The organism is Bacillus cereus group sp. BceL220 (genome assembly GCF_051776965.1).
Taxonomy (GTDB): Bacteria; Bacillota; Bacilli; order Bacillales; family Bacillaceae_G; genus Bacillus_A; species Bacillus_A cereus.
The window spans coordinates 237,198-251,870 of the sequence record NZ_JBPWBC010000004.1 but is presented as its reverse complement, the minus strand read 5'-3'; the positions used below and the strand labels follow the sequence as shown (position 1 = coordinate 251,870).

Sequence of the window (14,673 nt, the reverse complement as noted above, 5' to 3'; positions counted from 1 at the left end):
AATCACCCTTTAATGGTAAGAAGTACAACCTGGGTAAGAAGTACAACCTGGGTAAGAAGCAGGCTTATACTATGGATAGTATTTGCGGAATATCGAGCTTTATTCACAAAGGGTAGTTCCATTCTTATAATAGAGAGGTTGCCTAAGTACAGTTTTTTTCATATTAAACTTAATATTTTTTGGTGTTTTGATTTTGTATCATATTCTGATTCGTTAATATAAAAATAAACAAAGTATTTCCGCGTTTAATGCATCTTTTTATCTATATATTTTCCGTAATTGGGCACAGCAATTTTATCAAATTCTTGAACGAGTGTTTTGAGGCTTGTTGATAGCAATTCACCCGACATAGGTACCCCATGTCCAGTAACAGCGGTTAGAGGCTTTAACTTCTCTAGCTTAATAACTGACTCTTTAGCAGCTTTCCAGTCTGTTGTTAAATAACGAGGCGGACCGCTTATTTCCTGTTCTTGAGTTATTACTTTATACAGATACTCCTGTTTCACTGTAACAAAAGCGTCCCCAGCGATTAAAGTTCGGTCTTTTTCTCGGAATAATGAAATATGCCCTGGAGTATGTCCTGGTGTATGAATCCATCTAAACTCTGGCATATCGGGAACAGTTCCATCGGTAGGTAGCGCTTTTACATTATTTCCTAAGTCAATTGGTTCGTTTGGGAACAGAGGAGACATTTTCGCTACCATACCACCTTCAACTGTAGGGTCTGGTTCTGGATAGCTTTGTTGTCCGGTTAGGAATGGTATCTCCATTTGATGGGCATAGACCGGAACATCCCAATATTTGATGAGTTCAATTATTGCCCCAACATGATCAAAATGCCCGTGAGTTAAAATAATTGCTTTTGGGCGACTATTGGTACCAAATCGATCCTCAGCGATAGAGATAATTTCATTTGCACATTTAGGCATTCCAGCATCAACTAAAATAAAATCATTGGTATGCGGATTTCCAAAAAAGCATATATTGACGATTTGAATTGTGTAACAAAATAAATCAGGTAATACTTCGATGCCGTGACCACTTTCAATTGAAGTTGCTGGAATAAACTTGTAATCACTTCCATAATTCATTTCATTGTCCAATTTTTCTCCCCCTTAATATATTTTAATACGACATTATAGTTCCCTAATCTTGAAAATTCATTTTGACGAATTTTAGAAAAGAATTAATATGGGATTAAAAAACAATAATTTAGTCCTAGAATTAAGAGGGATTCATATCAATTTATATAAAGTGCAAACAAAAAATATTGCTTTTAAAGTCACAGATTCTACTATTTTTTGAGGCGAATTTATGGCTTAATAAAAGGTTTATAAGGATATTAAAATATGGATTTATATAAAAAACACATAACAAGTGTCGATAGAAATCCATTATGTCTAATGATTGCTTTTCATAATCAAAGAATGTTTAAGTTTGGTGATGTAATTGAAGTGAATTAGAGGGGAAATAGAAGTGATAATCTCTTCCTAACTTAATTATATCATGTAATTTACGTTCGAAATAGACTGTTTCTTCTCATTTACTACTGTTACAATCAAGAACACATGAATAGTAAGGAGAGGTGCCAAATGAGTTCTTTCGTTCTCGATTTTCAGGAAATAGAAAAAACGCAGCTTTTTCTCGTTGGTGGAAAAGGATTGAATTTAGGGGAGTTATCCAATATTCAAGGGATACAAGTGCCAGAAGGATTTTGTGTTACAACGGTAGGGTATGAACAGGCCATCGGAAAAAATGGAGCGTTTAAAACTTTATTGAATCAATTAGCAATGCTAAAAATTGAGGAACGAGATCAAATTGGTGAAATTAGTAAGAAGATTAGAGAAGTCATTATGGCGGTGGAAATTCCAGTTGATGTAGTGGAATCAGTAGCTCATTATCTCTCGCACTTTGGCGATGAACATGCGTATGCAGTACGTTCGAGTGCTACTGCTGAAGATTTACCGTATGCCTCGTTTGCTGGTCAACAAGATACGTATTTAAATATTATTGGAAAAGAAAATATTTCGCAGCATATTAAAAAATGCTGGGCTTCTTTATTTACAGATCGAGCGGTTATATACCGAATGCAAAACGGTTTTGATCATAATCAAGTTTCTATATGTGTTGTCGTTCAAAAAATGGTTTTCCCTGAGGCTTCAGGGATTTTATTTACTGCGGATCCGATTACTTCGAATAGGAAGGTGTTATCAATCGATGCCAGCTTTGGACTTGGCGAGGCGCTAGTATCTGGATTGGTTTCTGCCGATAATTATAAGGTAAAAGAAGACGAAATCGTCGAAAAGGTTATCGCAACGAAAAAATTAGCTATCTATGGACGAAAAGAAGGCGGAACAGAGACAAAGAAAATTTCTCCTAATCAGCAAAAAGTTCAAACACTTACTGAACAACAAATTTTACAACTAGCACGCATCGGAAGACAAATCGAAGCTTATTTTGGTTGTCCGCAAGATATTGAATGGTGCTTAGTTGATGATACAATTTATATAGTCCAAAGCAGACCGATTACGACTTTATATCCAATTCCAGAAGTAAATGATGGGGAAAATCACGTGTATGTATCGGTTGGTCACCAGCAAATGATGACTGATCCTTTGAAGCCATTAGGAATGTCTTTATTTCAGTTAACATCTTTCGGACCAAGGTTTCAAGCTGGGGGAAGGCTGTTTGTTGATGTTGCACAAAGATTGGCTTCACCTGCAAGTAGGGAGTTTTTATTAAATACAATAGGTGAGTCGGAACCGCTTATTAAAGATGCATTAATGGCTGTAATAGAGCGAGATAATTTTATCAAATTGTTACCGGATGATGAAAAAGAAAATAGTAAGAGAATGCCGCCTGCAGGCTCACAACCACAAATCGAAAATGATCCAGCAATCATTACGGATTTAATAAAGAATAGTGAAGCATCGATCGAAGAATTAAAACAAAACATTCAAATGAAATCAGGATCAGATGTACTTAGTTTTATTTTAGAAGATATCCAGCAATTAAAGAAAATATTATTTGATCCGCAAAGTATGGCTGTAATTATGGCAGGTATGAATGCTTTATCATGGATCAATGAAAAAATAGAACAATGGCTAGGGGAAAAGAATGCAGCAGATGTACTTTCACAATCTGTACAACATAATATTACTTCAGAAATGGGGCTAGCGTTATTGGATGTGGCAGATGTGATCCGGCCGTATCCGGAAGTCATTGCGTATTTACAGCATGTAGGAGATGACAGATTTTTAGATGAATTAATTCAGTTTAAAGGCGGGGAAAAAGTTCGGGATGCAATCGATGCCTTTCTAAATAAATATGGAATGAGATGCAGCGGAGAAATTGACATTACGAAAACTCGCTGGAGTGAACAGCCAGCTACAATTATACCGATGATTTTAAATCATATAAGGGACTTTGAATATGGTGCTAGTAAACGGAAGTTTGAAGAAGGGCTGCAGGAAGCTTTGAAAAAAGAAGCAGAGCTGTTAGAGCGATTGCAGCACTTGCCGGATGGGGAACAAAAAGTAGAAGAGACGAAGAGAATGATTTGTAACCTCCGCAATTTCATCGGTTATCGTGAATATCCGAAATACGGCATGATTCATCGTTATTTCATATATAAGCAGGCATTACTGAAAGAAGCAGAGAAACTTGTGAAAAATAATGTTCTGGATGAAATAGAAGATATATACTATCTAACTTTTGAAGAACTTCACGAAGTCGTCCGCACAAATAAACTAGATTACAAGATTATTCATAAACAAAAAAATGCGTACAAATTATATGAAAAACTAACACCTCCGCGTGTTATCACGTCTGATGGAGAAATCATTACAGGTAAGTACAAACGTGAAAATCTCCCGGCTGAAGCAATTGTAGGTTTGCCTGTTTCTTCTGGAGTGGTTGAGGGGAGAGCACGTGTTATTTTAAACATGGAAGACGCGAATTTGGAAGATGGAGATATATTAGTTACGGCATTTACTGATCCTGGCTGGACACCTTTGTTTGTTTCTATAAAAGGGTTAGTCACTGAAGTCGGCGGGCTTATGACGCACGGAGCAGTGATTGCACGTGAGTATGGCCTGCCAGCAGTTGTTGGAGTAGAGAACGCTACGAAATTAATAAAAGATGGGCAACGAATTCGGGTACATGGAACAGAAGGGTATATTGAAGTGCTGTAGTTGTATTTTAGATAAATAAAGAAATCGTCCACTAAATATAGTGGACGATTTCTTTATGATTTTAATAGTTTTATCAACTTTCATCAATATTTTCTGAAATATTGATGAATCAGAATGTATGTTCATCTAAAATAAAGGATTTTTTCAAAAATATTACAAATTAAGACAATGAATTGATTGTTGTCTGAATTTTCTGTAATATATAAACGTTGTATCGTATTTAATATTAGGGAGGAATGGGGATGAAGAAAAAGCCTTTTAAAGTGCTGTCTACGTTTGCGGCGGCAGCTGTACTTAGTTGCACATTTGGGTATGGGGGTCAATCTGTTTATGCGGCAACGCCGTCTAATGGAGGAACTTTAAGTCCGATTGATGAAAATTTAATTCAAGAGGAGCGTTTAGCAGATGCGCTCAAGAAACGCGGTGTAATTAGTGAATCTACGTCGAAAGAAGACATATTAAAAGCTGTTGAAAAATACGTAGAGAAGAAAAAAGGAGAAAATGCGGGAAAAGAACCAGCAGCGGGGGATAGTGTTACGAGAGAAGCTGCTGACTTTTTGAAAAAAGTTAAAGATGCAAAAGCAGATGAGAAAGAAAAAGCAGATCAACCTGTTAGTGGTCCAGTAGCGGGACAAGAGCCGGTTAAAGGGGGATTAAACGGCCAAGTACCAACTACTTCAGCGAAGCAAAAACAATATAACGGTGATGTTCGTAAAGATAAAGTTCTCGTATTGCTAGTAGAGTTTGCGGACTTTAAGCATAACAATATTGATCAAGTACCAGGTTATATGTATTCAAATGATTTTAATCCAGAACATTATCAAAAAATGTTATTTGGTAATGAGCCATTTACACTCTTTGACGGTTCAAAAGTACCAACATTTAAACAATATTATGAAGAGCAATCTGGTGGTAGTTATACAGTAGATGGCACAGTAACAAAGTGGTTGACAGTTCCTGGTAATGCGGCAGATTATGGCGCAGATGCAGGAGATGGCGGTCATGATAATATGGGACCAAAAGGACCTCGTGATTTTGTAAAAGAGGCATTAAATGCGGCTGTAGAAAGTGGTATTGATTTATCTGAATTTGACGAATACGATCAATATGACAATAATGGTGATGGCAATAAAAATGAACCAGATGGTCTGATTGATCACTTAATGGTCATTCACGCTGGAGTTGGGCAAGATGGGGGCGGTGGTAGACTAGGTGATGATGCAATTTGGTCACATCGTTGGCACCTTGGAACACCATATCCAATTGAAGGAACAAAAGCAAAGGTTGATAACTGGGGCGGTAAGATGGCAGCATACGACTACACAATTGAGCCAGAAGACGGAGCGGTTGGTGTATTCGCACATGAATTTGGTCATGATTTAGGTCTTCCAGATGAGTATGATACGAAGTACACAGGAGCAGGTGAGCCAATTAACTCCTGGTCTGTTATGAGTGGCGGTAGCTGGGCTGGTAAGATTGCAGGAACAACGCCACCGAGTTTCTCTCCGCAAAACAAAGAGTTCTTTCAAAAGAACATAGGTGGAAACTGGGCCAATATTGTAGAGGTTGACTATAATAAATTAAATCGTGGTATTGGCTATGCGACGTATTTAGATCAAAGTGTAACGAAATCAAATCGTCCTGGACTGATTCGCGTTAACTTACCAGATAAAGAGGTGAAAGGTATTCAGCCTGCATTCGGTAAGAAGTACTACTATAGTACAAAAGGTGATAACCTTCATACAACATTAGAAACGCCAGTGTTTGATTTAACAAATGCAACAAACGCGAAGTTTGATTACAAATCAATGTATGAAATCGAAACGGATTATGACTTCCTTGAAGTACATGCAGTGAAAGAAGATGGTACGAAAACGTTAGTGGATCGAATTGGTGAAAAGAATGTGAAAAATGGTCTAGACACAACAGATGGTAAATGGGTAGATAAGTCTTATGACTTAAGCAAATTCAAAGGCCAAAAAGTAAAATTAGTATTTGAATATATTACAGATGGTGGCTTAGCGCCGACCGGTTTTACTTTTGATAATGCTACATTAACTGTAGATGGAAATGTGGTGTTCTCTGATGACGCAGAAGGCGAAACGAAATTTAAATTAAATGGTTTCGTTGTAGCAGACGGTTTTGATAAGAAAAAGCATAACTACTATTTAGAGTGGAGAAACTATGCTGGTGCTGATCAAGCGTTAAAATATAGCAGTGGTGTACCGTATAATACAGGTCTTCTAGTATGGTATGCAGACTCTAGCTTTACAGATAATTGGGTTGGTTTACATCCAGGTGAAGGTTTCTTAGGAGTTGTTGACTCTCACCCAGAGGCAATTATTGGAACGCTAAACGGAAAACCAACTGTTAAAAATAGTACACGATTCCAAATCGCAGATGCTGCGTTCTCCCTTAACCAAACACCAGCATGGAAAGTCGTATCTCCAACACGTGGAACATATGATTACAAAGGATTACCAGGTGTAACGAAGTTTGATGACTCTAAATTGTATATAAATGATTTAATCCCAGATGCAGGACGTAAATTACCAAAATTCGGATTGAAATTTGAAGTAGTTGGACAAGCAGATGATAATTCTGCAGGTGCAGTTCGTTTATATCGTTAATAATGTAGAAGCTGTTGAAGGGGAAGTCCTTTCAACAGCTTTTTTTACAGAAACATAAATTTCAAGTTATTAATAAAATAATAGAAATTACTAAGCAAGCTGGCTTATTTTTTTAAACCAGCTGCATAAAAAGGTCCATGAACTGCAATAGTTGATAAAAAGCGAGCAATCTCCTCAGGTGTTTCTTTTTGTCCATTATTTAACCATTGTTGGATGACACCTATATGTGCAGATGCCATATAAGAAGTTAAGTATTCGCTTGGAACAAGTAAATTCTCCTTATTAATGAGAGGACCATTCGTATCTTCAAATAATGTTTTCCACATAAAGTCTTTCAGTTTTGTTTGGAAAGATAAATCTCCTTTCGGACTTAGTACAGCTTTCATAAAATCACTATTTTCATTTAGAAATTCAAGAATAGAAGTGATAAGTATAAATGGCATTGTTGAAGAAGGATTTGATCCAAGGTCAGCAATAACTTCCGGGAATTTCTGTTTAGCAATTTTAGAAAACTCGTACATAATGTCTTCTTGGCATTTTGTCATTAAATCAAATTTATCTTGATAGTGCGCATAGAAAGTACCGCGATTAATGTTTGCTTTCGTTGTGATATCTTTCACTGTAATGGCGTCAAAACCCTTTTCTTCAATTAGCTCCACCAATGCATTTCGTATGGCAGTTTTCGTACGAACAACACGCAAATCTAAATTACTATCGCGCAAAGCATGTCCCTCCTTAATTTTACTCAACACATTTAGAAAATGTGTCTTATAACCGACACATTCACGATTTTTGATTATTGTATAAGGTTCAACTCGAACATATAATTCAAAATATAAATAAACAACACGTTGTTGATTATTATAAATCAAATTAAAGGAGGAGAAAAGAAGATGTTTAAAAATAAACTTTTATTGTTATCACCAGTTATTGCACTACTTGTTGTTTTTATTTTTACATTAACGTTATTTCCAACTGTTCAACCGCAGCCGAAAAACTTGCCAATTGCAATTGTAAATGAGGATCAAGGTGTAGAAATTCCAAATCAACCGAAAATGAATATGGGGCAAACGATCGTTGATAACATGAAAAAAACAGCGAAATCAGAGGAAGAACCCGCAGTGAAGTGGGTAGAAGTAAAAAATAAAGAAGCCGTTCAAAAGGGATTAAACAATAAAGAGTATTACGCGGCATTAGTCATCCCGAAAGAATTTAGCGCAAAACAAGCGTCGTTACGAACACCACAGCCATCTTCACCTGAGATAGAAATATATATTAATCAAGGAATGAATACGGCCGCATCAACTATGGCAGGACAAATATTAAATGGCGTGGTTGATAATATGAACAATAATGTCCGTACACAAATATTAGAAGGGTTGAAAATAAAAGGAGCTACTGTAACAACAGACCAAGCTGAGAAATTAGTAACACCTATTGTAAAGAGCGTGAAAAATGTGAATGAGGTCGGCAAAAATAGTGCGAACGGTAATTCACCAATATCATTGTTCCAGCCGTTATGGATTGCAAGTTTAGCGAGCGCAGCGATTATTTTTATTGCGATTAGTAAAATACCGGTAAGTTCACGAAAAGAAAACTTTATATTGAAAGTAAAACAAATCGTAACAGGAGCTATTGCGGCACTTGTAATTGGATTTGGTCTTACATGGATTGCAGATGGGATGGTAGGATTAAATATTTCGAACTTCACGGATACAGCTCTATTCTTATCCATTACTTCTTTTAGTTTCTTCTTAATGATATCTGCGGTACTTTCATTAGTTGGGCTAAAAGGAATCGGTTTATTCGCTTTATTACTATTCTTCGGGGCGCCGTTATTATCATTAGCACCTGAGATGTTGTCTCCGTTTTATCAAGACTGGGTTTACTCATGGTTACCAATGAAATTTATGATTGAAGGCCTAAGAGAAATCTTCTTCTTCGGAAAAGGGTTAAGCTGGAATACACCTGTTACTGTACTCGTTTGGATTGGTATAGTAAGTATGATTACTATATTAGCAACTGCATTCAAACGTAGTGTAGTAAAAGGGCATAAAACAGAATTGAACGCTTAAAAAAAAGCCGTTTCACTAAATTAGTGAAACGGCTTGTTTGTGATTTTTTCTCAATATAAATGCCTAATTGTTGAAAAGTGTAGTGTTTAGAATTAAGTCGGAATCTCTAAAGATCGCGTACGTTCCAAACAATTTCACCACGTTCGTCATCCCACGTACTGTGATGCCGCTTAAATCCTATCTTTTCTAGTACCCGGAGGGAAGCGATATTCCAAGCGCCTACAGTCGACCAAAGTCTTTGGCGTCCAGTAGCAATTGCCGCGTCCAGCACAACAGATGCCGCCTCAGTTGCATAACCTTTACCATGAGCGCTGCGGAACAACTCGTATGCAATCTCTGGCTCTTCAAGTGTGGAACGTCCAATAATTAAGCCACAGTATCCGATGAAATCACCTTCATTGCGCCTTCGAATAGTGAGAAGGGAAATGCCATTTTCCTCTGTCTTCTTGCGCATCTCAATGAGCCGGTTACGAACGGAATCAACGGCTGGAATGTCCACACCACGTTCGCCAATTAATTTGCTCAGCCAAACGGAATCGGATTCCTCCCACATACTAAGCTCAAGTCTTTCGGTTTTCAGCTGGAAGGCCATAGGTTTAAATAAAGATGGCATAGTGGTACCTCCTAGTTATATGATTGGATTCATAATAGCTTCGCATCTCAACACCACATCTGGTTGGAAACCTGATTCATTCGCGAATTTATAGCCACAGCGTACAAAAAAATAGTGATATTTTATCCGCTATTTGTCGTGTAGTAAAATCCCCACTGAATATAGTTTCACTTTATGAATAAGCAATTCCTTTGCAAAATAGACCCTTTTTTCAAACTTTACTTTCAATCTAAAGTCGTCCCGTTATATACACAGGCTCCTACTATTTCTAAATGCATAAAATGTTAAGCGAAAGTATGGAGGGATACGATGTATAATTCGAATTATTATGATTGGTATAGACAAAATGATAAGTTGATTAGTGATATTGAAAAAGCTATAAACGGAGAGTATAGCGCTATAAGCTGCTATGCAAAATTAGCGAATATGGCTCCAAATCAAGTAGAACAAAAACAAATTCTTGAAATTCGTAATGATGAAATAAAGCATTTCCACAACTTTGTACAAATTTATACGAACTTAACTGGTAGGCAGCCAAAGCCACAAATTACTGAAGACTGCCCAAATACGTATTTACAAGGATTAGAGTTCGCTATACAAGATGAACAAAAAACAGTAGATTTTTATTTGGAAATTTCAGATGAGACATCGGATGCACATTTGAAAGAGTTGTTACGAAGAATAGCTGCGGATGAACAAAATCATGCAGTATGGTTTTTATATTACTTCGTGAAGTCGAAGTGAGCATTAAGAATGAACGACTGATGTGGTGCATATATTAAAAAATATTTTAAAACGTAGTGCAACAATTGAATGAAATATTTAAATGTAAGCAGAAGGAAACCGTTTCGCTAGTAGTGGAGCGGTTTTTTTTGATGTACATATGTATCGACAAAATATAGTAATTACATTTCATATATAATGTATGAAACGAAAATGAATAAGTTAGGAGCAAGCATATGAAAAGAGGGATTACAGTAGATATTCTAGATGGATATGATAATTTACTTTGGAAAGTATTAAAGCCAATTGATATTACTGTATTTGATTGGCAAGTCATGGGAAGGGAGGAAGCTTATATAATAATAGGGAATGAATTAGGTCCAGAATTATTTTCAGAAGATAACGAGATCATGGAAGGATCAGAATTAAAAAAGCTAATAAAAGATAACATATATTATCTTTTATTTTTAGATCTAAAAGCATGTCCAAAAGGAGAGGTAATAGGAGAAATTGCAACATTTGAAGAATTTAAGGAGAGTAAGTGTGAAGTAGTCGTATTAGTAGCGGATGGCGAGTATATACAAATTTATGCGAAAAACCAAGAAGAGATTGAAATGATGTATGAAAACGCAGTGAATCAAGGATTTTATGTAGAATATATTACAGATGAAAATGATGGAAGGACTCGTTTGTCAGTATGGTAGCAATTTGAAAGGGGAACGGCAATATGGAGAGAAATATAAGTAAAGAATATGCAATTCGAATTGCTACTGAAAATGAAAGTGATAGTATTATCCTTTTATTAAAAGAAGTAGCACAATGGCTACAATATAAAGAAGTGGATCAGTGGCAGTATCTTTTAGGAGAGGAAGCTACGGCTGAAATACTAGAATGTATAAGAGAAAAATATACATATGCTGTTCTGAAAGAAGATGAAATAGTTGGTACGGTTACAGTTTCTCCTAAACAAAATGAATGGGATGAACATATTTTTGGTAAAGAGGAAGTTTCTAATTCATTATATATTCATAGATTTGCGGTGAAACGGAAGTATAAGGGGAACGGAATTGGAGAATGGATTTTACGGTGGGTAGAAGAGAATGTACAACATGACAAAGAGTATTTGAAGTTAGATTGCGTGGGGCATAATCGTACGTTGAATGATTTTTATAAGAAAAATAGTTTTGAATATGTTGGGAGTACGGATGGACTTAGTAAGTTTCAAAAGAAAAGGAGAATGTGAATGCATCCAATTAACGTAAGTTTAGTTGAAAAGTTAATACGACAACAGTTTCCTAAATGGGCCCATTTAGAAGTGAAACCTGTAAAGTTTAGTGGGCATGATAATAGGACGTTTCACTTAGGGGATGAGATGAGTGTAAGATTGCCAAGTGATGTGGCATATGCACCGCAAGTAGAGAAAGAAAATAGTTGGCTTCCTATATTAAGTAAGGGGCTTTCTTTACCAATTTCTACCCCACTTGCGAAAGGAAATCCGTCTGAAGCGTATCCATTGCCTTGGTCTATTAATAAGTGGATAGAGGGAGAAACAGTTACGAAACAAAACGTTCGGGATTTAAATGAATTTGCGGCGGACTTAGGATCTTTTTTAGTAGAATTGCAATCTATAAATGCGAGTAACGGACCTTTAGCTGGAACACATAATTTTTACCGAGGCGGACTTATATCTGTATATGATGAAGAGGCGAGAGTTGCTATTGAAAATAATAAGGATGTTTTTGACGAGGCATTATTAAAGCACCTTTGGAATTTAGCACTTAGTTCAACATGGGATCGTAAGCCAGTTTGGGTTCATGGAGATGTAGCGCCAGGGAATTTACTCGTTAAAGATGGAAAGCTTTGTGCTGTAATTGATTTTGGTATTTTAGGTGTAGGAGATCCTGCTTGTGATGCAGCGATGGCGTGGACGTTTTTTGATGAAAATAGTAGAAATGTATTTAAAGAAGTATTACGCATGGATGAAGAGACGTGGAATAGAGCGAGAGGATGGGCACTTTGGAAGGCGTTAATTACATATGATGCGAATAGGGATAGTAATGAAAAAGTAGCAGAAGAATCGTATCGTATCATTCAAGTGATTGTGGATGATTATGAGAGGTAATAGAAAAGCCTATTTTAAAATAGGCTTTTTCATATGATTAAATAGTAGAAATGGAAGGAATATAACATAATTATACAGAATATTTAGATAATAGGAGGTGTCGAATTTTGAGTGAAATTGAATTAAAGAGTAATGTAATTAAGACAGGGCGAGAGAAGGGGATTATTCTTCGGTTTATACTTGCTAGTCTTGTTGGAGTGTTTATGTTTTTCGTTCCTGTTACGATAAACGGTGCATCGTCTATTATGATTGATCATATCGTATCGTGGATTAGGGCTTCCGTTCCTGGCATAGTACCTTATTATGCATTATTTGTTATGGCAATTGGTGCGATTTATCCATTTTATACGAAGAAATGGAATGCATCTATCGTAGACATTTGTTTTTCTATTTTAAAAGTAGTTGGCGTTGTTTTTGGTATATTATATTGTTTAAAAGTAGGACCAGCTTGGTTCTTTGCGCCAGATGTTGGGCCGTTTTTGTATGAGAAGCTAGTCATATCAGTAAGTCTGCTCGTTCCAATTGGCTCGGCGTTTTTAGCGTTATTAGTCGGATATGGATTGCTTGAATTTATCGGTACATTTTGTCGTCCGATTATGAGGCCATTATGGAATACGCCGGGGAGATCGGCGATTGATGCAGTTGCGTCCTTCGTTGGAAGTTATTCGCTTGCCCTTCTTATTACGAACCGCGTGTATAAAGAAGGAAAGTATACGACAAAAGAAGCGGCGATTATCGCTACAGGATTTTCTACAGTATCCGCTACATTTATGATCATCATCGCAAAAACATTAGATATTATGCATTTATGGAATGTTTATTTTTGGACTACACTTGTTGTAACATTCATCGTGACTGCTATCACCGTAAGAATCCCACCCCTTAGTAGAAAACCAGATACATATGTAACAGAAGAAGGGTTTCCAGAGCCTGTTTATAAAGAGAAAATGTTAGAACGTGCTTGGGAAGATGCGTTAGAAGTATCAAAGTCTGCACCGAGCATTATGAAAAATATTGCAGTGAATTTAAAAGACGGATTTATTATGACAATGGGAATTTTACCATCCATTATGTCAGTAGGATTAATTGGTATCGTCTTAGCGAAGTTCACGCCAATATTTGATTGGATCAGTTATATTTTCTATCCGTTTACATGGCTATTACAATTACCGGAAGCAGACTTAGCTGCTAAAGCGGCATCCGTTGGTATTGCAGAAATGTTTTTACCGTCATTATTAGTTGTAAGTGCGCCACTTGTGACAAAGTTTGTCATTGCAGTTGTTTCCGTATCATCTATACTGTTTTTCTCTGCGTCCATTCCTTGTATATTATCAACAGATATTCCGTTAAAAGTATCTGAACTTATTATTCTGTATGTGCAGAGAACGATTTTAACGTTGCTTATCATTACGCCGATTGCTTATTTGTTGCTTTGAACTATAATGTAAGTTCTAAATATATGGCGTTTACTAAATTGTGTAAATGAATATTTATCGTAAAATCGTAGGTAGTGCAAAATTATAAGTGCGATGCTTGAATAAAGGCATCGCACTTATAATTTTTAGATGTACTATATGTTTACGGTGTGAATTTATTTTTATTTATATATTAATAAAACGATGTTAGTGATATGTTATAGTAACAACAAAGGGGGCTTAAAAATGGAAATTATTCACGAAAGAGCAAAGTTGCGGTTAATGGATAATACTGATGTCGAAACTTTGTTTTCGATTGTAGAAGGAAATCGGGATATTTGGGCGTATTTAATCTCTAAAATGGATAGTGTGCAAGATATGCAACAATACGTTCAAAAAGCGATAAAGGGTTACGGAAGAGGTACTCAAATACCTTTCATAGTCGTAGATCAACAGTCGAATAAGATTGTAGGAAGTACACGTTTATATAATATTTCAGTAGAAGATAAGACAGTTGAGTTAGGGCAAACGTGGTATCATCCGAGTGTGCAACGTACGAGTATAAATACAGAGTGTAAGTATATGCTTCTTCAGTATGCTTTTGAAAAATTGCATATGCTGAGAGTGCAAATTAAGACGGATGCAAGAAATGAAAAAGCACAACGAGCAATTGAAAGGTTAGGCGCAGTAAAAGAGGGTGTGCTTCGAAATGAAAGAAAATTACCGAATGGTTATGTGAGAGATGCGGTGGTATACAGTATTATCTCGAGTGAATGGCCAGGCGTAAAAGAACAATTGTTAGAAAAATTAGAGTTGTATAAAGAAAAGTTATAATTCGTGTTTTGAAAGGTATATTGTTCGTGAGACATGAAAAATATACCTTTTTTCTTACAAAATGCTAC

The 14,673-nt window shown here is 36.3% G+C and carries 12 protein-coding genes; 9 read left to right on the top strand and 3 right to left on the bottom strand.

Going from position 1 to position 14,673, the window contains the following annotated elements; translation table 11 throughout:
- Window positions 1-245 precede the first annotated feature (245 nt).
- Window positions 246-1,103 (bottom strand): MBL fold metallo-hydrolase, encoded by an 858-nt coding sequence (locus ACS2FK_RS13415; protein ID WP_063547812.1) that lies wholly within the window; start codon window positions 1,101-1,103, stop codon window positions 246-248.
- Between the two features lie 489 nt (window positions 1,104-1,592).
- Between ACS2FK_RS13415 and ppsA the strand changes: the two genes are divergently transcribed.
- Together ppsA and ACS2FK_RS13405 are read left to right on the top strand one after the other, a co-directional pair.
- Window positions 1,593-4,193 carry a phosphoenolpyruvate synthase gene (gene ppsA / locus ACS2FK_RS13410; protein ID WP_063547810.1) on the top strand — a complete coding sequence of 867 codons (2,601 nt, stop codon included), beginning with the start codon at window positions 1,593-1,595 and terminating at the stop codon, window positions 4,191-4,193.
- A 242-nt stretch (window positions 4,194-4,435) separates the two neighbouring features.
- Entirely contained in the window at window positions 4,436-6,823 is a 2,388-nt protein-coding gene (locus ACS2FK_RS13405) for an immune inhibitor A domain-containing protein (RefSeq protein WP_063547808.1), read from the top strand.
- 104 nt (window positions 6,824-6,927) lie between these two features.
- On the opposite strand, the gene ACS2FK_RS13400 is transcribed toward ACS2FK_RS13405, so the two are convergent.
- Window positions 6,928-7,545, bottom strand: a complete 618-nt coding sequence (locus tag ACS2FK_RS13400) for a TetR/AcrR family transcriptional regulator (protein WP_063547806.1) — start codon at window positions 7,543-7,545, stop codon at window positions 6,928-6,930.
- A gap of 132 nt (window positions 7,546-7,677) precedes the next feature.
- Between ACS2FK_RS13400 and ACS2FK_RS13395 the strand changes: the two genes are divergently transcribed.
- A complete protein-coding gene (locus ACS2FK_RS13395; RefSeq protein WP_140157132.1) occupies window positions 7,678-8,898 on the top strand; it encodes a YhgE/Pip domain-containing protein in 1,221 nt (406 codons plus the stop codon).
- A 106-nt stretch (window positions 8,899-9,004) separates the two neighbouring features.
- Here the strand turns inward: ACS2FK_RS13395 and ACS2FK_RS13390 are convergent, their stop codons facing one another.
- On the bottom strand, window positions 9,005-9,511 hold the full coding sequence (locus ACS2FK_RS13390) for a GNAT family N-acetyltransferase (RefSeq protein WP_001139521.1): 507 nt from the start codon (window positions 9,509-9,511) through the stop codon (window positions 9,005-9,007).
- A 309-nt stretch (window positions 9,512-9,820) separates the two neighbouring features.
- Here ACS2FK_RS13390 and ACS2FK_RS13385 point away from each other — a divergent pair, with 309 nt between their 5' ends.
- The 6 genes from ACS2FK_RS13385 (at window position 9,821) to ACS2FK_RS13360 (ending at window position 14,605) form a co-directional block, all read left to right on the top strand.
- Window positions 9,821-10,255, top strand: a complete 435-nt coding sequence (locus ACS2FK_RS13385) for a ferritin-like domain-containing protein (RefSeq protein ID WP_000282830.1) — start codon at window positions 9,821-9,823, stop codon at window positions 10,253-10,255.
- Window positions 10,256-10,470: 215 nt separating this feature from the next.
- Complete coding sequence (locus ACS2FK_RS13380; RefSeq protein ID WP_033695840.1) at window positions 10,471-10,938, top strand: DUF2691 family protein; 468 nt, start codon at window positions 10,471-10,473, stop codon at window positions 10,936-10,938.
- Between the two features lie 23 nt (window positions 10,939-10,961).
- Window positions 10,962-11,477, top strand: a complete 516-nt coding sequence (locus ACS2FK_RS13375) for a GNAT family N-acetyltransferase (protein ID WP_063547802.1) — start codon at window positions 10,962-10,964, stop codon at window positions 11,475-11,477.
- Complete coding sequence (locus ACS2FK_RS13370; protein ID WP_063547800.1) at window positions 11,478-12,356, top strand: aminoglycoside phosphotransferase family protein; 879 nt, start codon at window positions 11,478-11,480, stop codon at window positions 12,354-12,356.
- A gap of 107 nt (window positions 12,357-12,463) precedes the next feature.
- Complete coding sequence (locus ACS2FK_RS13365; protein WP_063547798.1) at window positions 12,464-13,792, top strand: YjiH family protein; 1,329 nt, start codon at window positions 12,464-12,466, stop codon at window positions 13,790-13,792.
- Window positions 13,793-14,017: 225 nt separating this feature from the next.
- Complete coding sequence (locus ACS2FK_RS13360) at window positions 14,018-14,605, top strand: GNAT family N-acetyltransferase (RefSeq protein ID WP_000402585.1); 588 nt, start codon at window positions 14,018-14,020, stop codon at window positions 14,603-14,605.
- The last annotated feature ends 68 nt before the right edge of the window (window positions 14,606-14,673 follow it).